We start from the raw sequence: 23,160 nt of genomic DNA, 5'->3' as shown, positions 1-23,160 counted from the left end.
AGTTTCAAGAGATAGCATATTTAAAAAAAATCCTTCTTAGCCGACCTCCCGCAGGAGTCTCGAGGTGTCTGGACTGCTACCAGCAAAGGTCGAATTTGAATCACTATTTAATGTTCTGGAAAAAGTATACTCCTTATCTTGACGGAATAATTTCTATTTATAATAATCATCTTACCAGTTCAGTTGCCCGGGGGACGGTGACTCCTACGGGAAAAGCACGTGTCCGAAGACCCCGCAGGAAGCGGTTTTCTTCCGAGGAGGCTGAGGCCGTGCCCGTGGAAAGCATCCGTCCCCCGGGCAACTGAACGGTAATTAAAGCTCTGAATATGTTAATGAGCCAAATCACTTACGCTGAATGAAAGCAATTATCCTATTCAGTGTGCGGGTTGGGATATTAAATATTTCCATTCTCGAAATAATCCGGTATAATCTAGTATTAAGCATTTAGGAGAGGGAGTCTGATCAAATGGGAGAGGCAAGACTTTATTCGAACCCAAAAGAGAACAGAATTTGGACAAAAGACTTTGTTTTTATTTGGTTAGCGAACTTTTTTGTTTTTCTTGGCTTTCAAATGACACTGCCGACTCTTCCGCTTTATGTAAAAGAACTTGGCGGCAGTGACCAGATGGTTGGGATCATCGTTGGAATCTTTACCTTTTCAGCGTTATTATTGCGCCCCTTTGCAGGTCATGCACTAGAATCAAAAGGGCGTGGTTTTGTATATATTATTGGACTTACTATTTTTGTCATAACAATGGGAATTTATGGGTTCCTCGCAAGCATCTTCCTGCTTGGCCTGGTTCGGATTCTTCAAGGTGCGGGCTGGGGATTTTCAACAACTGCAGGAGGGACGATTGCTACTGATTTAATTCCACCGAAGAGAAGGGGAGAAGGGATGGGATATTTCGGTTTATCGGGAAATATCGCCTTGGCTATGGGGCCATCACTCGGGCTCTCTCTTGTCGGTATTATTTCGTTCCGAGATATCTTCTTCATTTCTGCGGCGCTTGGGCTTACCGCTTTACTATTATCGCTTGGCATCGGATATAAAAAGGTAGAAGTACCGGATATGCGATCAAAACCTGCCCGTTTTGATGTACTGGAGAAGACTGCGTTACAGCCGTCGATTCTTATGTTTTTTATTACGGCGACATTTGGCGGGATTGCTACCTTTTTACCCCTCCATGCGCTGGAGCGGGATGTGGAAGGAATCGCAACGTATTTCCTTGTCTATGCCATTTTTCTCATGATATCCCGGCTTTTTGCAGGGAAAATTTATGATAAGAAAGGACATCTCTATGTGTTCGTGCCAGGTGCAATATTCATATTTGCCGCTATGCTATTGCTCGCCTGGTTGCCGAGTACGACGATTCTGTTGACGGCAGCAGCGTTATATGGATTTGGATTCGGAACCGTTCAGCCAGCACTTCAGGCATGGGCGGTCGATAAAGCAGATGCAGACCGAAAAGGGATGGCAAATGCGACATTCTTCTCCTTCTTTGATTTAGGGATTGGGGTTGCCGCAATATTTTTCGGAATGCTCGCATCGAATTTTAATTACGCATCAATTTATATCGCATCATCCATTTCAATTCTTTGTTCGATCATCATGTATATTTATTTTTATATAAAAGGAAGAAAGCAGGAGAGCAATGCGTGATTTCTTTTCACTTTTGTTCTTGCTTCCTTTAAAATAGAAATTGAGGCAATAGCAGATAAAGGCAGGTAGTATGATCTTGAAACCATTAAAGGATGTTAACATCAGCAGATTATTCCCATCGGTTATCTACCGGCGGGGACTCGATTATTATAAAAAGGGCAGGGTCAGTGAACCGCTTTATGATAGGAATCATGGAGTATGGACAACAACCGTTGCTGGTACAGAAGATTACTTTGTCGAAATCGATGTAAAAGACATCGATAAAGGTACGATTGATACGTATTGTGATTGTCCTGCTTTCGACACATACGGGTCTTGTAAGCATATCGTAGCAACTTTGCTCATGATCCAAGCGAAGGACGGAGCCGGAGAGCAGGCAGTTTCCTATGATTATAAAATTACGGATCGTTTCATCGAGCAGATCAGCGAACTGCAGCAATTGGAACAGAAGAATCCGAGCCTAGTCATGGATCAGACGCCGGTGCAAGTAGAGTATCATTTGCACGTAAGCTATAGTGGGAACTTGCTCATCGAACTGAAATTTGGTGAGAATCGCACCTATGTTGTAAAAGAACTGTTCGAGTTAATTGATGCAGTCCTAGCTGGAAAAGAATACTTTTTCACGAAAAACTTCACGTACAGACCAGAAGAAAATTACCTCCTGCAATTGGATGAAGAAGTATTCCAGATGCTCCACGCGATTCAAAAGAATGAAAATATTTATCATTCCACCTTCTATTCCATGACAAATACAGCCGATGACCGGTATATGACAATCCCGCCGCTTGCCGCCCGTGATTTGCTTTTAAAGCTTGCAAACCGGAAGACAACGGTTACGGTAGCAGACCGGACATATGAGGATGTAACGATTGCGGAAGAGGGTTTCCCTTTTCAATTTATGCTTGAAAAAAGTAATGAACAAGACATTTTGCTGCGTCTTGCTGAAGGCAGTGGGATGTCCATTTTACAAGAATATAATATGCTGTTAAATAATGGGGTCTTTTACTTTATTACGCCAGAGCAAACGAAGATCGTCGCTAACCTTTTTAAATTCAATATCAATCACTACGCTCTTGCAATTTCAAAACAACAGGCAGATCGTTTCTTTTCAGAAGTCATTCCGTCTTTAAAAACGGTAGGTGATGTGACGGTTGCTGAGAATATTATTGAAGAAGTCATTCAAGTACCACTCCAGGCGAAACTGTACCTCGAATTACAGGAGGACGTAGTGAACGGAAAACTGGAATATCATTATGGAAAGCATCTCGTTCATCCATTTAACGGAGGCGGTCAGGAAGACGTCATTATTATTCGTGAAGTCGAAAAAGAACGGGAAATCATGGAGCTGATCGAGCATGCGAACTTCCGGTATAATGGAAAAGAGCTCTACCTGGAGACGGAAGCAGAAGAGGAGCTTTATGAATTCCTTTATGAAATCCTGCCGCTTCTAGCAGAAAAGGTGGAATTGTTCCTGACGTCAGACTTGAAGTATATGATTGTGGAGCATGAACCGACAGCAACGACGAATGTGAATCTTGATTCAGCTTCCAATCTGCTTGAAATCAGCTTTGATATCGATGGAGTGGATGAGTCGGAAGTGGATGCGATTTTGCAGGCTGTTATTGAAAAAAGACGATTTTATCGTTTAAACAGCGGAGCAATGCTCTCGCTTGAAAATGATGCCTTTTCCTCGATAAATGACTTTTTCGATCAACTGGATATTAAAAAACAAGATGTAACTAGCGGAAACGTGCAAATGCCGCTGTACCGGAGTACGCAAATCGATGAACTGATCGATACAAAGAAGAGCTATGATCCGGAATTCCGCTCGCTCATTCATCACTTACGTTCACCGGAAGAACATGTCGATGAATTACCGAAGCAGCTTGATGCCGAACTTAGGACCTATCAGGTTACTGGGTACCAATGGTTCAAGTCACTTAGCCGCTATCACTTAGGTGGAATTTTAGCAGATGATATGGGACTTGGAAAAACATTGCAGACGATTGCTTATCTTGCATCTGAACCGAGTGAGAAGCTGCATCTTGTCGTCGCACCTTCATCCGTTGTTTACAATTGGAAGAATGAATTCGATAAATTCACACCACATTTAAACGTTGAAATATTAACCGGGACACCTGCGGAAAGACTGGAAAAAATCAAGAATAAGCAGGGTGCCGATGTTTGGATTACGTCCTATTCTACGGTACGGCAGGATATTGAACACTATAGCCAACTCGACTTTCAGACCTTGATTCTAGATGAAGCACAATATATTAAAAATTATGCAACAAAGACATCCCAGGCAATCCGCCAGATCAATGCTTCCCGCCGATTTGCTTTAAGCGGAACGCCAATTGAGAACTCGATAGAAGAATTATGGGCCATTTTCCAAGTCATCTTGCCAGGTCTAATGCCGAATATACGGAAGTTCAAGCAGCTTTCCAATGAACGAATCGCGAGTATAACAAGACCATTTATTTTACGCCGCCTGAAGCAGGATGTATTAAAGGAATTACCTGATAAAATTGAATCTGTCAGTCTTTCTGAATTGACCCAGGAGCAGAAGGAGTTGTACGTCGGTTATCTTCAGCAAGTACAGCAAGATGCTTCCGAGTCATTAAAAGACAGCGGCTTTAATAAGAACCGGATGAAAATACTGGCGGGACTCACGAGACTGCGTCAGATTTGTTGCCACCCATCCTTGTTTATCGAGAATTATCAAGGAGAATCGGGCAAGCTGATGCAACTGATGGAGACGGTGAAGACGGCTCTTGAAAACGATAAACGGATGCTGATTTTCTCCCAATTCACGAGTATGCATGAATTGATTATCAAAGAGTTGAACAAAGAAGGAATTGATTTCTTTTATTTGAGCGGAGAAACGGGTTCCGAGGAACGGCTCCATATGAGCGAACGCTTTAACAGTGGAGAGAAGAGTGTCTTCCTGATTTCACTGAAAGCAGGGGGGACCGGGCTGAATTTGACAGGGGCCGATACGGTTATTTTATATGACCTTTGGTGGAACCCTGCCGTGGAAGACCAGGCAACCGGAAGAGCTCATCGTTTCGGACAGAAGAAGATTGTTCAAGTGATCCGTCTCATCGCGGAAGGAACGATTGAAGAGAAAATTTACGCCCTGCAACAGAAAAAACGCGAACTCATCAACCAAGTCATTCAACCAGGCGAACAAATGCTGAGTAGCCTAAGCGAAGATGACATCCGTGAATTACTGAGCTTGTAAAACGAAACTTCATTCCGCGGGGGTTTTACACTTGGGTTCGCATCATCATGAATGAAAGAATCCTCCATACCGTCCTTTTAGGAACGATAGGGGGGATTTTTTAATGATTCAACGTAAATAGTTTTCGTGGTCTGCCTTTTTTATAGGGGCGTTCTTCACCGGCAATTTTAATAACATTACCCGTCAACAATTTATTTACTGTCCGCTCGGCACTTCTTTTCGTCACTTGATAAAACAGTGCCACATCATTTGTTGAAAAAGGCTCATTATTTCGGTCGGTAATAAAGTCAATGAAATTATAGGAAAGCTCATTGTTCAGGCGGGCATGATGAATTAAAGCCTGATAAAGACTGGATGTATCGATTTCTTTTTTCACGCCAATCGGCCCAATCATCTCTTGCCTCTCATTCGTAATATAGCAGATGCTGTGTTCGCTGCGTTGACAGCTTTCATGGGCTATTTCCGCATTTTTTGCAGATTCAAGTGCACTGAGCCCAAGACCGAACCCAAGATGAACCGGAAGTTTAATACTGCTTTTCATTTCTTGTAATAATGGAAACGACCGGTAATGTTCTTTCAAATGTTTATGTAGCTTCTCACTGCCGTATAAAACAAATTTTCTTTCCTCTGTTTCTACAAAGGTTGTGTCTGTTCGTGTACTAAACCGCGTCAATATTCTCCTAATCCGCTTTAAAATATCTAAACTATGACCGATGATTTCTGTTTTTTCGTCAATGCCTTTAACTGAAATATAGCCTGTAACCATTTGGTTATTCTCTGACTCACTCAGTTTAGCGAGTGAAATTGTTTGATTGAGTGCTTCTTTCAGCCGAAGCTCAGGCAGATGGAGTGTACTTGCCGGAATATCTCGTCCTCTTAACTCTGCAGCGATTTCCTCTGTGCTTGCAAGTACATATTCAATATTACCTTCGTTCCAAAGAGTTGTATAAGAAGTGATTAGCTGCTCTGGATCTGGCTTTTCCCAGCTGTCAAATAGGATAGGCTTGATTGGTTCCTCATCCAAGTTCAGCTCTCGCACAACATCATCAAGATATGATTCATCAAACAAATCAAAGGCAATTCGTTTAACGTTTTTTTCCGCTTGTAGACGGTATAGAGCCGCGCTCACCATATAAGGATCCGGTTCAATCTGAATCGTAGGCAGGCGTTCTTTTTCAATCCTGTTGTAAACATATAAGTAAGATAGATATTCTGTAAATAAATAAACATCACAATTATAAACGGTATCAAGGAGAGTAGTTGTCTCCTCTGCTTTTGAATAGGTGAAAGGTAGTAGTTCAATTTCTTTATTTTCTTCTAAAAGCGAATGGATTCGGTCGATCGTCGGTTGTATTCCAAATACAGCTAATTTTAGTTTCATCTCATTACCTCCAATCATGAGAAACATCTAAATATTTACACATCATCATATTGAATTTTCGTAATATTGTCAAGAACCTTGCTGGAAGCGGATACAATATTATTGCTTTTTTTATTTAAAGCAGGTAAAGTGGATAGAAAGAAATAGTGCAAACAGAATCTATGTTTATCTAATAGATTATCGTTAATTATCTGTTAAATATTGCTAATTTGTCGATAATTACTAAGAATTATATTGACAAAATAAAGCTTTTTGTTAGAATTTTACGTATAACGAAAGGGGGATGTAAGATGAAAAAGAATAAATTATCCATTATCTTCGCACTATTGATAGCGCTTGCTTTGTTTTTAGCAGCGTGTGGTGGCGGTGGAGATGATGAGGGAGATGCAAACGGCGACACTGGCGGCGATGACGCTGGTAGCGAAAATGGTGAGGAAACAGAAGCAGGAGAAGATGCACCAGAGTTTCTAAGTATGCTTACTGGTGGAACAGGCGGTACTTATTACCCGCTTGGAGGAGAAATGGCGCAGATTATTTCTGAGGAGACAGGGATTCAGACAGATTCTCCATCATCCAATGCTTCTGCGGATAACGTTATCTCCCTCAAGGAAGGGGAAGCAGAGCTGGCGTTTGTCCAGACGGACGTTGTAGCTTTCGCAAAAGAAGGAATTAATGCATTCGAAGGGGAGCCGGTTGATAATGTATTAGCACTTGGATCCCTTTACCCGGAAACGGTACAGATTGTGACAACCGCAAGTTCGGGAATTGAATCGATAGAAGACCTGGCAGGTGCAACTGTATCAGTAGGTGCGCCAGGTTCAGGGACTTACATCAACGCAGAACAAATTCTTGAAGCGCATGATCTAACAATGGATGACATCGATGCTCAGCACTTGGATTTCGATGAATCTACTAGCGGTATCCAAGACGGTAATATTGATGCTGCATTCATTACAGCTGGCACACCAACTGGATCAGTTGAAGGTCTAGGCGCAACTACAGATGTTACTGTTCTTCCGATTGAGCAGGACAAGATTGATGCGATCATTGAAGAGTATCCGTACTATGCGGAAGATACGATTCCTGGTGGAACATATAGCGGGATTGATGAAGAAATCAAGACGGTAGCTGTTCTTGCGATGATAGCCGTGACGGATTCTTTATCAGAAGATGTCGTTTATGAGATTACGAAAGCAATCTATGATAATGCGGACTCGATCTCACACTCCAAGGGAGAATTCATCTCACCGGAAACGGGAGTTGAAGGAATTGGAATTGACTTCCACCCTGGTGCCGAGCGTTATTTCCAAGAGGCAGGAGTACTTGATTAATAATTGATTTAATTTAAAGGCCGGCAATCAAGACGGTAAACTAGTTTTGAAAGCCGGCCGTTTTATTGACCGAAAAACTGGTGGTTACATAGAATGAAACTTAAAATTATAATTCCTATTTTTGGCATCCTGCTAATTGGCTTCATTTTATTGATTCCTTCAAAGTCAGCACTTACTTTTCATGAAAGGAATTCAAATGAACTGGTTGCATTGTTGCCGCTCGATCAAGGTGACCGATTCGATATTATATTCACTCATTCCATCCACTTAACCGATGTGGTAGAAAGATATATTGTAACCGCGGACTTGAATATTGAGCAGTACGAAATGATTTTTGAATCCTATGGAATTGGCATGCCTTCCAATGCCGAGGAAGGGCAGACGTTTGAAGTGAAGGATGGCAAATATCATGTCGGCAATTTAAATTATATCTTTGAATCGATGGATATCCGCAACGGGAAGACAGTATCTGAGCATCGGCTCCGCTGGCAGTACGGAGGTGAAGCGGAGAAGCAGATGGTTTGGTTCAATGACTATTTTGAACCTGGTGAAACTTATACTGTACAAATAGATAAACTGCCGCTATGGAAATACTTGAAAGGAGTGAAGATAGATGAGTGACAAAAATGAACAAGTAGATATGGTGCAATTGTCAGAAGAAGAACAGCAGAAGTTGATGGAAAAGTATGATGTGGAATCAAACCAGAGAAAATTAGGTGGGATTCTTGGCTGGCTTGTCTTTATCATCCTTATCGCATTTTCTCTATTCCATCTTTACACCGGAGCATTTGGTGCCTACACCGCATATATCCAACGAACGATTCACCTAGGTTTCGCTTTATCACTCATTTTCTTACTGTTCCCGGCGAAGAAGGGATTAAAGAAATCAAGTGTTCCATGGTATGACTGGATCCTCATCATCTTGTCCATTACCGTGAGTGCCTACTGGCCTGTATTCTATGAAACATTGGTAATGAAAGTCGGAGGAATTGATAACACCCAAATGATCATTGGGGGAATCGCAATTCTGCTCGTTTTAGAAGCGGCGAGACGAGCGGTTGGATTACCAATTGTCATCATTGCAGCGCTGTTTCTCGTTTATGCTTATTTAGGTCCGCATATGCCGGGAATGCTGGCCCACCGTGGGTTGACGTTGAATCAGCTAATTAATTCGATGTTCTTTACGACGGAAGGGATCCTGGGTACGCCGTTACAAGTATCGTCCACGTATATTTTCTTATTCCTTTTATTTGGGGCATTTTTAGTTCAGACAGGTGTTGGTCTTTACTTCAATGACTTGGCACTTGCAATTGCAGGACGTCGGGTTGGTGGACCTGCAAAGGTAGCTATTTTCTCCAGTGCCTTGAATGGGACGATTTCTGGAAGTTCCGTAGCGAATACGGTAACAACCGGTTCATATACGATTCCAATGATGAAACGTCTTGGATATAAATCGAACTTTGCAGGTGCAGTTGAAGCAGCCGCTTCAACCGGCGGACAGATTATGCCACCGATTATGGGGGCAGCCGCATTCCTCATGATTGAATTTGCCGGTGTCCCGTATTGGGATATTGCAAAAGCAGCGGTTATACCCGCATTACTCTATTTCACTGGTATTTGGGTGATGACACATCTGGAAGCCAAGCGATTAGGGCTAGTTGGATTACCAAAAGAAGAGCTTCCGAATAAAATGCAAGTGCTGAAAAAACTGTACTTGCTTTTACCTATCGTAGCGATTGTCTATTTCCTGTTTGAAGGTTTTAGTATTGAGCGGACTGCTCTTTATGGTATCCTTGCTGCAATTATTGTGAGCATGTTCAGTAAGGAAACGAATATGTTCCTTGACAAGAAGGGCAAATTTACACTTGGTAAATTCTTGACTGCGTTAACAGACGGTGCACGAACTGCTTTAGGGGTAGCAGCAGCGACAGCCTGTGCGGGGATTATTGTTGGGGTAGTGACCAGAAGTGGGCTAGGATTAAAATTAGGAAATAGTTTAGTTGGAATGGCAGAAAGTATTGCATTCAATGATATGATGCTTATCTTGCTCACGCTATTCTTTACAATGATTACGTCGATTATTATTGGAATGGGCTCACCGACAACTGCGAACTATATTATTACTTCAACCATCGCCTTACCAGCAATTTTAGCCTTGAGTGATCAGCTGGAGCTGGCAATCCCGATTCTTGCAGCGCACATGTTTGTGTTCTTCTTTGGAATTGTGGCAGACATCACTCCACCAGTTGCACTGGCAGCCTTTGCTGCGACGGGTATATCTGGCGGAGAACCGATACGAACGGGTGTAAATGCTACGAAACTAGCGATTGCAGCCTTTATTATTCCATATATGTTTGTCTTCGAACCGCAACTGTTAATGATTGACGTTACCATCTTAGGGATTACTTGGATTATTATTACCGCAATTACCGGTATGATTGCAATCGGAGCAGGCCTAATCGGATTCTGGTACCGGAAGCTGCACTGGATTGAACGAATCATCGCTTTCGTTGCAGGTATCCTGCTTATGTACCCGGAAGGTAATACGGATCTTTTTGGTGCAGTCATTTTCGCAATCATGCTCGTGATTCAGTTCATGGATAAAAAGAAAAACAAAAACGATGCGGAAAAACAAGTGGTAAATGCTTAAACAAAAAATATGTTACAAAGAGAGGCTCCTGATTCGGTTTCAGGAGCCTCTCTTTTGCTTATATTTATCAATCCGGTATTATGAAGGATAGACTAAATATGGATATAAAGGCTGATCGGATATGACAAGGCAATATGACTTTACGGAAGGAAATATTTTAAAGCAATTATTTCATTTCTCCTGGCCGATTCTACTTACGAACTTGCTGCAGACATCCTATCAATTTATTGATAGTTTATGGGTCGGTAACCTACTCGGCGCAACTGCGCTTGGGGCGATTGGAATATCAAGTACAATTCTATTTACTGTCCTCGCGTTTATTATCGGACTGAACAATGCAGCACTCACAATCCTTTCCCAGCAGAAGGGGAAGCAGAATGATGATGGTTTGAAGCGCTATTTAAACGCATTTGTTGTACTGATGACCTCACTTGCTGTTCTCCTTGGTGTCATTGGTTTCTTTTTTGCTGAACAATTATTGAATCTATTAGGCACGCCGGAAACGATGATGCAGGATGCGAAGGCATACCTCCAAATTAATTTTATGGGAATCTTATTTTTGTTTGGCTATAACTTCATCAGTACGGTCATGCGCGCACTCGGTGACAGTAAGACGCCACTTCGATTTGTAACAGTGGCAGTAGTTGCCAACGTTATCTTTGATCCGTTATTCATTTCGGTGTTTGATTGGGGAATTCAAGGAGCGGGCTATGCGACGATTGTATCTCAAGGACTTGCATTTTTATATGGATTCTATTATATGAGATGCGAGCGCTTGGCACCATTCACCGTGCCGACTGTTCCCGCTTTAAAAGATATTCGCCTCATCTTTCATCTTGGAATTCCATCTGGTCTGCAGATGGCGGTTATCTCAGCTGGTTCCGCTGCGATCATGAGTGTTGTGACGTCATTTGGCGGACCTGTTGTTGCCGGTTTTACAAGTGCTCAGCGCCTTGACAGTATTATTATGCTTCCTGCTCAAGCTTTAAGTACAGCTATAACGAGTATGGCTGGGCAAAATATAGGGGTGAGAAACTGGAAGCGGGTAGACAAAATCGCCAAATATGGTGTGTTATTTAACTTTGCGATTATGGTGACGATTGGCATATTCATCATTTTATTTGGTGAATATGGTATTAAATTATTTACACGAGACGCAGCTTCGGTTGATTTCGGCGCCAGATACTTATCGATTATCGCGCTCTGCTATCCGTTTTTAGGAATTAACTTTATTTTGAATGGAGTCGTACGGGCTGCAGGAGCAATGTATCAAGTGCTCATTTTGAATCTATTATCTTTTTGGGTATTGCGTTACCCGCTCACCTGGCTCTTCTCTCGGTGGTTCGGTGACACGGGGATTGCGATGGGGATGGGTGTAAGTTTTATGATTAGCAGTATTTTTGCCTTTTTATATTATCGTTATGGAAAATTCCGTGAAAAAGACTTATTCGAATCGAAAGATAATTAGTATAATGGTAGAATAGAGTTAGTTGAAGAAAGAGGAGGAATATTCATGGTAAAAGCAATTCATACAGAAAATGCACCAGCAGCAATTGGACCATATTCACAAGCGATTCAAGCAGGAGATTTCCTATATATTTCCGGACAGATTCCAGTTGACCCGGAAACAGGGGAGGTTGCGGAAGGTATTGAGAAGCAGACAGAGCAAGTAATGGAAAATCTGAAGGCAATCTTGAAAGAAGCAGGAACCGATTTTTCTCAGGCGGTCAAATTCACAATTTATTTAGACTCGATGGAACACTTTGGAACCGTGAATGAAATCTATGGTTCTTACTTAATTGAGCCATATCCGGCACGGGCTACCATTGAAGTGAGCAGGTTACCGAAAGATGTCTTAGTTGAAATGGATTGCATCGCACATATCGAGTAATAGAGGAGGGTATATAATGGATAACTTCGTATTTCGAAATCCAACGAAACTATTGTTCGGGAAGGATCAGATTCAAGCCTTGCCGAAAGAAGTCTCCCGTTATGGCAAGAAAGTGCTGCTCGTCTATGGCGGTGGAAGTATTAAACGAAACGGCATTTATGATGAAGTGATCGGGAAGTTACAGGAAATGGAAGCGGAAGTATTTGAGCTTCCTGGAGTAGAACCGAATCCAAGGCTCTCCACTGTTCGAAAAGGAGTGGAAATCTGTAAGCGGGAAGGAATTGACTTCTTGCTTGCAGTCGGTGGCGGGAGTACGATTGATTGTACGAAAGCGATTGCGGCTGGCGCAAAAACGGAAGCGGATGTGTGGGATATTGTCATGAAGAAGGAAAAGGCAACAGATGCCCTTCCGCTCGGTACTATACTTACATTGGCTGCAACCGGATCAGAAATGAATACGAGCTCGGTCATTACAAATTGGGAGACGAAGGAAAAGCATGGCTGGGGTTCTGTATTTGTTTATCCGAAGTTTTCTATACTTGACCCTGCTTATACGTTTAGTGTGCCGCGAGATCAAACGGTTTATGGAATTGTTGATATTATGTCCCATGTGTTTGAACATTACTTCCATGTTACAACAAATGCACCGATGCAGGACCGTTTCTGTGAATCCATTTTACAAACGATGATGGAAACAGCGCCCAAACTGATTGAGCATCCGGAGAACTATGAATATCGGGAAGTCATGATGTTAAGCAGCACGTACGCATTAAATGGCATGATTAATGTTGGAGTCCGCGGTGACTGGGCAACCCATAACTTGGAACATGCAGTCTCAGCAGTCCATGATATCCCGCATGGAGGAGGGCTTGCGATTCTTTTCCCGAACTGGATGAAGCATGTACTGAATGAAGGAAATGTCGCTCGTTTCAAACAGCTCGCCGTTCGGGTTTTTCATGTTGAGACAGCTGGAAAATCTGATGAAGAAGTGGCGCTTGAAGGGATTGAAGCATTACGGATGTTCTGGAACGACATCGGCGCACCGAGTAAGCTCTCTGATTACAACATAACCGCTGATAGCCTTGAACTTATTGCAGACAAAGCGGTCGCTGTCCGTCCAGAGTATGGAGTGTTCAAGAAATTGAATAAACAAGATTCCTTGGAAATTTTACAGGCAAGCTTATAAGCACTGACTGTTTTCGACAAAAAGAGTTAAATTATTTCCCGGGAAATGACGGACAAAGGCGGAAGTGCCCGCTTAACAACGAAAAAAAGAACTTGCTCATTCAAATTGAGCAAGTTCTTCTTTTATGGCAACTCTTATTTTATCGAGACATTCTTCCGGTGTTTTTCCGAAGACTCTCTTGTTATTGACTAATGCATACGGGCGGACGGCACATAATCCGCAGAAGTTTAAGCATTCATTCATAATGACTGCAACTTCTGGAAATTCGGATTCTAAAATACCTTCGACGTCAACTAACGTAATGGTATTTCCATCGCAAATTTCTACGACAACAATTCCCATTTCCATCACACTTTCTCTTTTAGGCTGACAATTGCTTGCCTCGTTGTCTTATTGCTGTTGCTAGTATAATCGGTTGCTTCGTCAAATGCAATATTTCTGCATAAAAAGGCCGGGACGGAGCAATTAAGCTACGTTCCGGCTTTTACTTCATCTATTGTTTCAGCATGGAAAACAGTTTCGATTCTTTTCCTTCGTATTCGGAAGTGTACCATGTATAGAGCATAATGACACCACTTAAAACAAGTATTCCGCTCGTAATATAAAATACAGCTGAGAAACCGAATGATGCGGCAATCAGACCACCGAGTGCTGGTCCAATGACGTTCCCTAAAAAGCGCAGACTCGTATTGTAGCCAAGCACTTCACCTTGCATGGATAACGGAGCGGCCTGCCGGATATAAGCGATCCGCAGCGGAACGAGCCCACCAAGAGCAACTCCAAGTAAGAATCTTAGGATAATTAGTTGCCACACGCTTGAGACGAAGGCGCCTGGGAAGTAGACAATACCTGCCGCAAATAAGAGAACGGTCAGTACTTTGACATGACCAACCTTATCGCCAAGCTTGCCTAATCTGCGTGAGAATAATAGGTTCCCAAGTCCTGCTGCCGAGAATGCCATCCCAGCAAAAAAGGCGATATTTACAGGTCCATGAATCTCCTCTACAAATAAAGAGAGAATCGGCTGGATACTGAAATGTGCCACTTGTATGAGTAACGATAATAGCATGACGACGAGCAGTACTGGTCTACTAACAATGTGCTTTAATACTTGTTTACTGGAATATGTTTTATAATCTCGTTCATCTTTTGAAACCTTATATTGAACTTCTTTAACAAAGAATACGAGAATAGCAGAAATGAAAATTGTGACGGATACCCATTTGAATGTATTCGTAAATCCAAACGCATCTGCTAGAGCTCCGCCGAGCATTGGTCCCATTAATGCACCAGTAACACTACCTGTCTGCAGGGTACCGAGTACTTTACCGGCTGTTTCCTTAGGTGTTTGCACGGCGATAAGCGCTTGGGACATTGGGATAAATCCTGTTACAACCCCCATGATTAATCGCAATAAAAAAAGCTGCCAAACTGTTGTGGCAAACCCCATCAATAGTACGGATAGTCCAATTCCAATAGCGGACATGATCAAAATCTTTTTTCTTCCGAACCGATCGCCAATCCTACCCCAGATTGGTGAAAAGATAAATGCAGTAATGAACGTAACTGCAAATGTCAGTCCGGACCACGTTTGCACATACGCATCAGAGAAATTCCCCATTGAAGCGATGTACAATGAAATAAATGGAATTACCATTGTCATACTTCCGCTAACAAAAAAGTTAGCAAACCACATGATTGCTAAATTCCGATTTGTTATTTGACGATAACTAATTTGTAATGCCCTTCCTTCCAACGAAATGTTTCGTTACTCTAAATATAACGTATCCCGAAGTAAAAATAAAGGGATTAGCTCATATTTATATAAATTTGTCAAATATGAGTGCGGTTATTTTAAAGTGTTCATTTTCACGGAGAAAAGGTATAATAAATGCAAGTTCCCTTTCCATATAATAGGGAGCAAGGAAAGGTAATATTGAACTTCTCTATTCAAAGGAGTGTTTATGATGCGAAAAATAACAAAATCGATACTATCCCTTCTATTAATAGCCGTCTTATTGGTCGGACTTGCTACACCTGCAGGAGCTGTGTCAGAGAGTATCCTGATATACGGGGAGAAACTTTCAGAGTCTCAGCGCCAGGAAGTACGAGCTGAATTAGAGCTCGGTGAGAATGCTGCAGTGGAGGAGTATGATGTAACTGGACAGGATTATGCAAATTACATTAATGGAAATCCAAATGCGAATATGTACTCTTCTGCCATGATTACAATGGATAATGGTGGAGAAGGGCTTGTCGTTAATATCTTAACGCCAGGAAACATTACGAAGGTGACGAGTGAAATGTATGAGAACGCACTGCTCACTGCCGGTGCGGAGAATGTGACCGTCGATGTTGTATCTCCTGTGGCGGTAACCGGTCACTCAGCACTGACTGGTATTTATAAAGCATATGACGTGGAAGGTGTGGAACTTGATAAAGAGCGGATGGAGCTTGCGAATGATGAACTTGTCGTAGCGACAGATCTCGCAGAAAACGAAGACGTCTCTGATGAAGATGTTGCCCATCTTTTAACGGAAATTAAACAAATGATCGCGGAGCAGAACCCGGTAACCCGGGAAGAAGTTGAAGAAATTGTCAGCGAACAATTAAGTAAACTCGAAATTAACTTAAGTGAAGAAGATCGTCAAATGTTAATCAACTTAGTTGATCGCATGCGTGAATTAGATATTGACTTCGGCAGTGTACGTGATCAATTGAAGGATATTGCGGACAGTGTCGCTGAGCGGGCAGAAGAGCTCGGTCTTGATGAAGGATTCTGGAAGAGTGTTGCCAATTTCTTCGCTGACATTTTCGGTGCATTGAGCAATTTCTTTAAAGGATTGTTTAACTAAAGGACAAAGGCGGAAGCGCCTGTTTAGCAACGTACAAACTGGAGCACTCCGTAATGAGATAAAGGAAACACGGCGACGCAAGGAGCCGATGTTGACTTATCGATTGGAGGAGTGTGAAGTTTGATAGTTGCTGGGCGCTGGAGCCGGACGTGGCTAGTGCTAGCAATGTTAGTTATCTGCAGCATTTCCATTTTGTGGTTCTTTATATAAGCAAAAAGGCAGGGGGATTTTATACTCCCTGTTTTTTCTTTGTAACATTGTAATATATCTTTACGCTTACACCCGCTAATATTTCAGGAACATTACACCTAGACGATTATGTAGGAAAACTGTAAAACCTGTCATGGACTCTTAATTTTCCTGTAACTGTATTCCTCTTTTTCCTGTGGTACGATAGTGACTGTCAGAAATTAAGGAGGAATTGATTTGAAGAAAATAGTAGCGGCTTTAATGACTGGATTAATCCTGTCAACTGTAGCTGTAACTACTGCTTCAGCAGAGGAACATGAAGTTCAACCAGGAGAGAACCTATGGGACATCGCAAATGAATACAATACAACGGTTGACAAGCTCGTCCAAATCAATGATTTAAAAACGACAGTGATTCAACCAAAGCAAACTATATATATAAATAACACATACGTGGTACAACAAGGAGATACCTTACTTAGTATCGCAAAAGACCATGAAGTTTCCCTCGAAGAACTAAAAGAGTGGAATAACTTGGATTCAGCCCTGATTGTCATTGGTCAGGAATTAGAGATTCAAAATGTCGGGGGCGATCAAGTTAAGCGTGAGGCTCCTGAAGAAGTAAAAGAAGAGGAACAAGCTGTTGCGAAGAAAGAAGAAGCAACACAACCGGCACCAAAACAAAAAACAAGCAGCAATACAGCAGATTCATCTAATACAACAAAAGAACAACAGCCACAAGGAAAAACAATTTCCGTAACTTCAACTGCATATACAGCAAGTTGTGATGGCTGTTCAGGAATTACTTCCACTGGTGTTGACTTGAATAAGGATCCGTTCGCTAAAGTAATCGCGGTAGACCCAAATGTGATTCCCTTAGGTACAAAAGTTCATGTTGAAGGCTATGGTTACGCAATTGCAGCTGATGTTGGCGGAGCAATTAAAGGAAATAAAATTGACGTTCACGTCCCAACGAAAGACGAAGCATATAACTGGGGTGTACGTACGGTTAACGTTACAATTGTAGAGTAATAGATTCAGAATAACACAAAGATAAAAAAGGAAAGCATCCATTTAAATGGGTTGCTTTCCTTTTTTGTTGTCAATTCGTTTCTATCGTTTGCTCGATTTCACGAGACGGGCTGTCATCATAGGAATAACCAAATAGAACGAGTGCAATCATGAATGTGATTAATAGGCCTAACAATGCTTTCTTCATCTTTTTCTTTTCCTCCAACAAAATATTCCTTCCAATTGAATGAATTTCATAATTACCAAAGTCGGCTTTTCCATCACCATATGTAGTTGGGAACGAATCAACTCAACTACATATGGTGATGGTGAAGCATTAAATACGTATTATGAAATTCATTAAATTATATAAATGTCTTTAACAGAACGCGACAGGGAACTTGAGGAAATGTTGAAAAGAATAAAATTGGGTTAGCTTTTAACATTCTCCAATGTCTATGTTAAACTTATAGATATAAAGTAAGCGCATACATTATAGTTAAAAGGAGGTTTCCCACAATGTCCAGCAAAGCTTTGGAAAAGTTTATCCATGATCATATTGCAGATTTAAAGAATAAAGGTTTATATAATGAAATTGACACTGTTGAAGGGGCAAATGGACCAGAAATACAAATAGCCGGTCAGAAGCTCATCAACTTATCCTCGAACAACTACCTTGGTCTTGCAACAAACGTTACGTTAAAAGAAACAGCGAAAGAAGCGGTCGATTCTCATGGGGTTGGAGCAGGTGCAGTTCGGACGATTAATGGGACACTTGATTTGCACCAGGATTTAGAGGAGAAGATAGCTGCGTTTAAAGGAACAGAAGCGGCCATTTCCTATCAATCTGGTTTTAATTGTAATATGGCTGCGATTTCAGCAGTAATGAACAAGCATGATGCTATTCTCTCCGATGAATTGAATCATGCCTCGATCATTGACGGTTGCCGTCTTTCACGAGCAAAAATTATTCGCTACGGGCACTCAGATATGACGGACTTACAGAAGCAGGCAAAGGCAGCAGTGGAGTCTGGTGAATATAATAAAATCATGGTGATTACAGATGGGGTATTTTCCATGGATGGAGATATCGCTAAACTACCTGAAATTGTTGAGATTGCGGAAGCGTACGACCTCATCACCTATGTCGATGATGCTCACGGCTCCGGTGTCCTCGGAAGTGGTGCCGGTACAGTAAAACACTTCGGCCTGCAAGACAAGGTAGACCTGCAGATGGGGACGTTATCAAAAGCAATCGGTGTTGTCGGAGGTTACGTGGCAGGGAAACAAAACCTAATTGACTGGCTGAAAGTGGCTTCCCGTCCATTTTTATTCTCCACAGCAGTTACTCCAGCTGACGCAGCGGCGAGTACGAAGGCAATTGAACTATTAATGGAAAACAATGAATTGGTTGAGAAGCTCTGGGAAAATGGTGATTATTTAAAAGCAAGATTGAAAAAGTCAGGTTTTGATATCGGGAACAGTGAAACACCAATCACCCCGGTCATTATCGGTGACGAGAAAGTGACACAGGAATTCAGCAAACGCTTGTTTGAATCTGGTGTTTATGCGAAATCGATTGTCTTCCCAACGGTTCCAAGGGGCACAGGACGCATACGCAATATGCCAACAGCTGCACATACGAAGGAAATGCTTGATGATGCAATTGGAGTATATGAGAAAATCGGTAAAGAGATGGGCATCATTTAATCAGGGGAATGAATTTCATCATTACTAAAGCACTAAATACGTATTATGAAATTCATTAAGGAGAATATAAATATAGAAGAAGAGTGAAAGGAATTTTTGCCATGAAAAAAATTCTCGTAACGGGAGCATGCGGCCAAATCGGTTCTGAACTGGTGATTAAATTACGGGAGCTTTATGGAGAAAACAATGTGGTGGCTACAGATATTAAGAAACCGCAAGACGGATCAGAAGATTCCTTATTTGAAACCGTGGACGTCATGGATGAAAAACAACTCCATGAAACTGCGAAAAAGCATGAAGTGGATACGATGCTGCACTTAGCGGCAATCTTATCCTTTAAAGCAGAAGAAACACCAAGGCTTGCTTGGAGACTAAACATGGGAGGCTTAATGAATGCGCTGGAAGTAGCCCGTGAGCTCAATCTTAAATTCTTCACCCCAAGTTCCATCGGTGCCTTTGGTCCGAAAACGCCAAAGGAAAACACCCCGCAAGAAACATTGCAACGCCCGACAACGATGTATGGCATTAATAAAGTGGCGGGAGAGCTCTTAGCTGACTATTATTTCGAACGGTATGGAGTTGACACGAGAAGCGTTCGTTATCCGGGGCTCATTTCTTCCAAAACAATGCCGGGTGGCGGCACGACTGATTATGCCGTCGAGATATTCTATGAAGCATTGAAAAATAAAAAATATAACTGCTATATTGCTGAGGGGACGTATATGGATATGATGTATCTGCCTGATGCATTGCGTGCCGTGATTGATTTAATGGAAGCGGACCCGGATAAACTTATTCACCGGAATGCGTTCAATATTACAGCATTCTCCGCAGCACCGGAAGATTTTGAAAAAGCGATTCAACAGCATATTCCAGAATTCCGGATGACTTATGAAACAGACCCAGTCCGGCAAAAGATCGCCGACAGCTGGCCGAACCGTCTTGATGCAACTGCTGCTAGAGAAGAGTGGGGTTACACGTATCAATATGATTTAGATAAAATGACGAAGGAAATGCTAGAGCGATTAAGTAATAAATTAGGGTTGGGTAATGTATCTTAAGCAGATGAAACAAGACATGAGGAAATACAATTGTGTTTCTTTATGTCTTTTTCTTGACTGTGTGATCCTGTAATCACCTTGAAATAAGGATTGATATGCAATTCGGTCGTTTATATCCCCCCTAATCACTCGCCCTCACACCCGAGCATATTTATCAATAGTTAAGAAGTGGTTGAACAACAAAAACGTTCCTCCAATAAAAGAGGAACGTTCATTTTAGGCATACATTTTATCAATTTCTTTCTGTAATGCTTGATCACGTACATAATCATCATAACTCATCTCTTTATCGACGATGCCGCTTGGTGTAATTTCGATCAAGCGATTCGCGATACTATTAACAAACTGATGGTCATGGGATGCAAACAACATGGAGCCTTTGAATTTAATTAGTCCGTTGTTGAGTGCTGTAATGGACTCTAAATCCAAGTGGTTGGTCGGCTCATCCAAGAGGAGCACGTTCGCATTGGATAGCATCATTTTCGAAAGCATACAGCGGACCTTTTCTCCGCCGGAAAGGACTTTCGCTTGTTTCAACGCTTGTTCCCCGGAAAATAGCATTCTCCCTAGGAAGCCGCGCAGAAATGTTTCTGTTTGGTCCTCCGGTGAGTATTGCCGGAGCCAGTCGACAAGATTCAATTCCACTCCATCAAAATACTCCGAGTTGTCTTTCGGGAAATAGGACTGGGAAGTCGTGACACCCCATTTAAATGTCCCGGCATCCGGTTCCATTTCACCCATTAGAATTTTAAACAGTGTGGTCTTCGCAATATCATCGCGACCAACGAGTGCAATCTTATCGTCCTTATTCATGATGAAGCTGACATTATCGAGTACAACCGTATCACCAATTTTCTTCGTTAACCCTTCGACGCGCAGTAAATCATTCCCGATTTCACGTTCCGGAGTAAAAGCGACGTATGGATATTTTCTCGAAGATGGCTGGATATCATCAAGTGTAATATTGTCGAGCATCTTTTTCCTGGAAGTCGCCTGTTTCGATTTTGAGGCGTTCGCACTAAAGCGCGCGATAAAGGCTTGAAGTTCTTTAATCTTCTCTTCCTTTTTCTTATTCTGATCTGCCGCCATTTGTGCTGCTAATTGACTTGATTCATACCAGAAGTCATAGTTCCCGACTGTAATCTGGATTTTACCGAAGTCAACATCAGCTATGTGGGTACAAATCTTATTCAAGAAATGACGGTCGTGGGAAACGACGATAACCGTGTTTTCAAAGTTGATCAGGAACTCCTCCAACCACTGAATTGCATGGATATCAAGACCGTTCGTCGGCTCATCCAGCAGCAGGATATCCGGGTTTCCGAATAGGCTCTGGGCAAGCAAGACTTTAACCTTCTCATCATCTGCAAGCTCGGACATCAATTTATCATGAAGCTTTTCTCCGATACCCAACCCTTTCAGAAGGATTGCGGCATCTGATTCTGCTTCCCAGCCGTTCATCTCCGCAAATTCACCTTCAAGCTCTGCAGCACGGATTCCATCTGCTTCTGAGAAATCTTCCTTCATATAAATTGAATCCTTTTCCTGTTTCACTTCGTATAATTTACTATGACCCATTAAGACAACTTCAAGTACGGGATATTCTTCATAAGCGAAGTGATCCTGTTTTAATACAGCAAGTCGCTGACCCGGCGTGAGGGACACTCCTCCAGTTTGAGGCTCGATCTCACCGGATAAAATTTTAAGGAAAGTGGACTTCCCTGCACCATTGGCACCAATTACTCCATAACAGTTACCAGGAGTAAATTTCAAATTGACATCTTCAAACAGCTTCTTATCGCCGAAACGTAAGCTGACATTCGTAACTGTAATCATATAAATCCTCCATTATAAAAAATCCAGGCTGTTTAAAATTGAACAACCTGCACGATTCGTGTTAATTGTAACTATCCACAGTAAGCTTACGTTATTTGCATGGATTCGTCAATGAAAAATCGCTTGTCATTCGCATTTCAATGGGGTTTGAACAGGTTCCTGAAAAAATTAATATAATGGATAAAAAAGAACTTGGCGAAAGATGATTTTTGTGTAATAGTAAATGAAGCTCGCCTCTTCGTATGAATGGAAGAAAGGGGGAATGACAATGGAAGAAAGAGAGATTTATTTTCTGTTTACGGACACAGGTACCAGCTTAGCGAAAGTGATCAACTTTTTTACGAGGCGGGATTTAAATCATGTTTCGATATCCTTTACAAAGGATTTTTCAACCGTATATAGTTTTGGCAGGAAGCGGCCAAAAAATCCGTTTATCGGAGGATTTGTCAAGGAAGATATAACGAGCGACTTCTTGGCGAATGCTGACTGTGCCGTTTACTTACAAACGATCAGTGAAGCAGACTACTGCATCATGATGAAGAAAATACAAGAAATAGAAGCGAGACAACATGAATATCGCTATAATTTTATAGGACTGTTTGGTGTACTGTTCCGAGTCAGGATAGAGCGGCGCGCTGCCTTGTTCTGCTCGCAATTCGTCGCAACAATTGTTCAAGATTCAGAGAAGTTCAATTTTGAAAAGCCGACCCATTTTATCACGCCATATGATATCCGGAAATCCTTGGAGAACAAACTGATTTATTATGGGAAGTTAAAATATTATAGAGAGAGTTTACAATCAATTCCGGTACCTCGGCTAGTCTTCGGGGAAGGCACGATACCAAAGCAATCATTGATATTTTATATATCTAATAAATTTAAGAGGTTAGTTATTAAATAGTGGGAGCCGTATACGTGGGTATAGGCTCTTTTTTTATGGTGTTATAAAGTCTTGGGTGCTGGCTCTGGGAAGGGGTTAGCGCTTTTTTTTCTGTAGACATAATATTTGTCATATTACATCTTAAAAAGTTAGAGACTTCTCCTATAATTATCATATTCGGAATAGGTCTTTATGCCTGTATTTTGGGTTTTTGAATGGAAATTATGATGATTTGTATAGTTTTTGTTTAGAAAGCATACATATACTTAGGTTTG

Annotated in this window: 17 protein-coding genes; 13 read left to right on the top strand and 4 right to left on the bottom strand. The window is 41.8% G+C overall.

Annotation, left to right across the window (positions count from 1 at the left end):
* The first annotated feature begins 466 nt into the window (after positions 1-466).
* Positions 467-1,660: an MFS transporter gene (locus tag L3V42_RS04215; RefSeq protein ID WP_238471402.1), complete on the top strand. Its 1,194-nt coding sequence runs from the start codon at positions 467-469 to the stop codon at positions 1,658-1,660.
* A 76-nt stretch (positions 1,661-1,736) separates the two neighbouring features.
* Complete coding sequence (locus L3V42_RS04210; protein WP_238471401.1) at positions 1,737-4,904, top strand: DEAD/DEAH box helicase; 3,168 nt, start codon at positions 1,737-1,739, stop codon at positions 4,902-4,904.
* A gap of 100 nt (positions 4,905-5,004) precedes the next feature.
* Here L3V42_RS04210 and L3V42_RS04205 read toward each other — a convergent pair whose 3' ends face one another.
* A complete protein-coding gene (locus L3V42_RS04205) occupies positions 5,005-6,285 on the bottom strand; it encodes a hypothetical protein (protein WP_238471400.1) in 1,281 nt (426 codons plus the stop codon).
* A 290-nt stretch (positions 6,286-6,575) separates the two neighbouring features.
* Here L3V42_RS04205 and L3V42_RS04200 point away from each other — a divergent pair, with 290 nt between their 5' ends.
* From L3V42_RS04200 to L3V42_RS04175, 6 genes are all read left to right on the top strand, one after another.
* Entirely contained in the window at positions 6,576-7,616 is a 1,041-nt protein-coding gene (locus L3V42_RS04200) for a TAXI family TRAP transporter solute-binding subunit (RefSeq protein ID WP_238471399.1), read from the top strand.
* A gap of 93 nt (positions 7,617-7,709) precedes the next feature.
* The gene (locus L3V42_RS04195; protein WP_235762659.1) at positions 7,710-8,237 is read left to right on the top strand and encodes a DUF1850 domain-containing protein; all 528 of its coding nucleotides are present in this window, start codon (positions 7,710-7,712) and stop codon (positions 8,235-8,237) included.
* Complete coding sequence (locus L3V42_RS04190; protein WP_238471398.1) at positions 8,230-10,266, top strand: TRAP transporter permease; 2,037 nt, start codon at positions 8,230-8,232, stop codon at positions 10,264-10,266. The genes L3V42_RS04195 and L3V42_RS04190 overlap by 8 nt, the downstream gene beginning before the upstream one ends.
* 121 nt (positions 10,267-10,387) lie before the next feature.
* The gene (locus L3V42_RS04185; protein ID WP_238471397.1) at positions 10,388-11,734 is read left to right on the top strand and encodes an MATE family efflux transporter; all 1,347 of its coding nucleotides are present in this window, start codon (positions 10,388-10,390) and stop codon (positions 11,732-11,734) included.
* 45 nt (positions 11,735-11,779) lie between these two features.
* A complete protein-coding gene (locus L3V42_RS04180; RefSeq protein ID WP_235762656.1) occupies positions 11,780-12,157 on the top strand; it encodes a RidA family protein in 378 nt (125 codons plus the stop codon).
* 16 nt (positions 12,158-12,173) lie between these two features.
* Positions 12,174-13,343, top strand: coding sequence for an iron-containing alcohol dehydrogenase (locus L3V42_RS04175; RefSeq protein ID WP_238471396.1), 1,170 nt, complete (start codon positions 12,174-12,176; stop codon positions 13,341-13,343).
* Between the two features lie 96 nt (positions 13,344-13,439).
* On the opposite strand, the gene L3V42_RS04170 is transcribed toward L3V42_RS04175, so the two are convergent.
* Both L3V42_RS04170 and L3V42_RS04165 read right to left on the bottom strand, forming a co-directional pair.
* Positions 13,440-13,685: a YuzB family protein gene (locus L3V42_RS04170; RefSeq protein WP_188855923.1), complete on the bottom strand. Its 246-nt coding sequence runs from the start codon at positions 13,683-13,685 to the stop codon at positions 13,440-13,442.
* A gap of 151 nt (positions 13,686-13,836) precedes the next feature.
* The gene (locus tag L3V42_RS04165) at positions 13,837-15,039 is read right to left on the bottom strand and encodes an MFS transporter (RefSeq protein ID WP_235762734.1); all 1,203 of its coding nucleotides are present in this window, start codon (positions 15,037-15,039) and stop codon (positions 13,837-13,839) included.
* Between the two features lie 271 nt (positions 15,040-15,310).
* Here L3V42_RS04165 and L3V42_RS04160 point away from each other — a divergent pair, with 271 nt between their 5' ends.
* The 4 genes from L3V42_RS04160 to L3V42_RS04145 all read left to right on the top strand — a co-directional run bounded on the left by L3V42_RS04160 (position 15,311) and on the right by L3V42_RS04145 (position 20,169).
* Positions 15,311-16,198: a DUF1002 domain-containing protein gene (locus tag L3V42_RS04160; RefSeq protein ID WP_238471395.1), complete on the top strand. Its 888-nt coding sequence runs from the start codon at positions 15,311-15,313 to the stop codon at positions 16,196-16,198.
* 426 nt (positions 16,199-16,624) lie between these two features.
* Positions 16,625-17,419: a 3D domain-containing protein gene (locus L3V42_RS04155; RefSeq protein ID WP_235762653.1), complete on the top strand. Its 795-nt coding sequence runs from the start codon at positions 16,625-16,627 to the stop codon at positions 17,417-17,419.
* Positions 17,420-17,917: 498 nt separating this feature from the next.
* Positions 17,918-19,108 (top strand): glycine C-acetyltransferase, encoded by a 1,191-nt coding sequence (locus L3V42_RS04150; protein WP_238471394.1) that lies wholly within the window; start codon positions 17,918-17,920, stop codon positions 19,106-19,108.
* 101 nt (positions 19,109-19,209) lie between these two features.
* The gene (locus L3V42_RS04145; protein ID WP_235762651.1) at positions 19,210-20,169 is read left to right on the top strand and encodes an L-threonine 3-dehydrogenase; all 960 of its coding nucleotides are present in this window, start codon (positions 19,210-19,212) and stop codon (positions 20,167-20,169) included.
* A 216-nt stretch (positions 20,170-20,385) separates the two neighbouring features.
* On the opposite strand, the gene L3V42_RS04140 is transcribed toward L3V42_RS04145, so the two are convergent.
* The gene (locus L3V42_RS04140; protein ID WP_235762650.1) at positions 20,386-22,005 is read right to left on the bottom strand and encodes an ABC-F family ATP-binding cassette domain-containing protein; all 1,620 of its coding nucleotides are present in this window, start codon (positions 22,003-22,005) and stop codon (positions 20,386-20,388) included.
* A 268-nt stretch (positions 22,006-22,273) separates the two neighbouring features.
* Here L3V42_RS04140 and L3V42_RS04135 point away from each other — a divergent pair, with 268 nt between their 5' ends.
* The gene (locus tag L3V42_RS04135; protein WP_238471393.1) at positions 22,274-22,906 is read left to right on the top strand and encodes a hypothetical protein; all 633 of its coding nucleotides are present in this window, start codon (positions 22,274-22,276) and stop codon (positions 22,904-22,906) included.
* The last annotated feature ends 254 nt before the right edge of the window (positions 22,907-23,160 follow it).

Source organism: Oceanobacillus alkalisoli, assembly GCF_022213125.1.
Taxonomy (GTDB): domain Bacteria; phylum Bacillota; class Bacilli; order Bacillales; family Amphibacillaceae; genus Oceanobacillus; species Oceanobacillus alkalisoli.
Note: the sequence above shows the minus strand (reverse complement) of the source record. Positions and strands in the feature narration are given on the sequence as shown.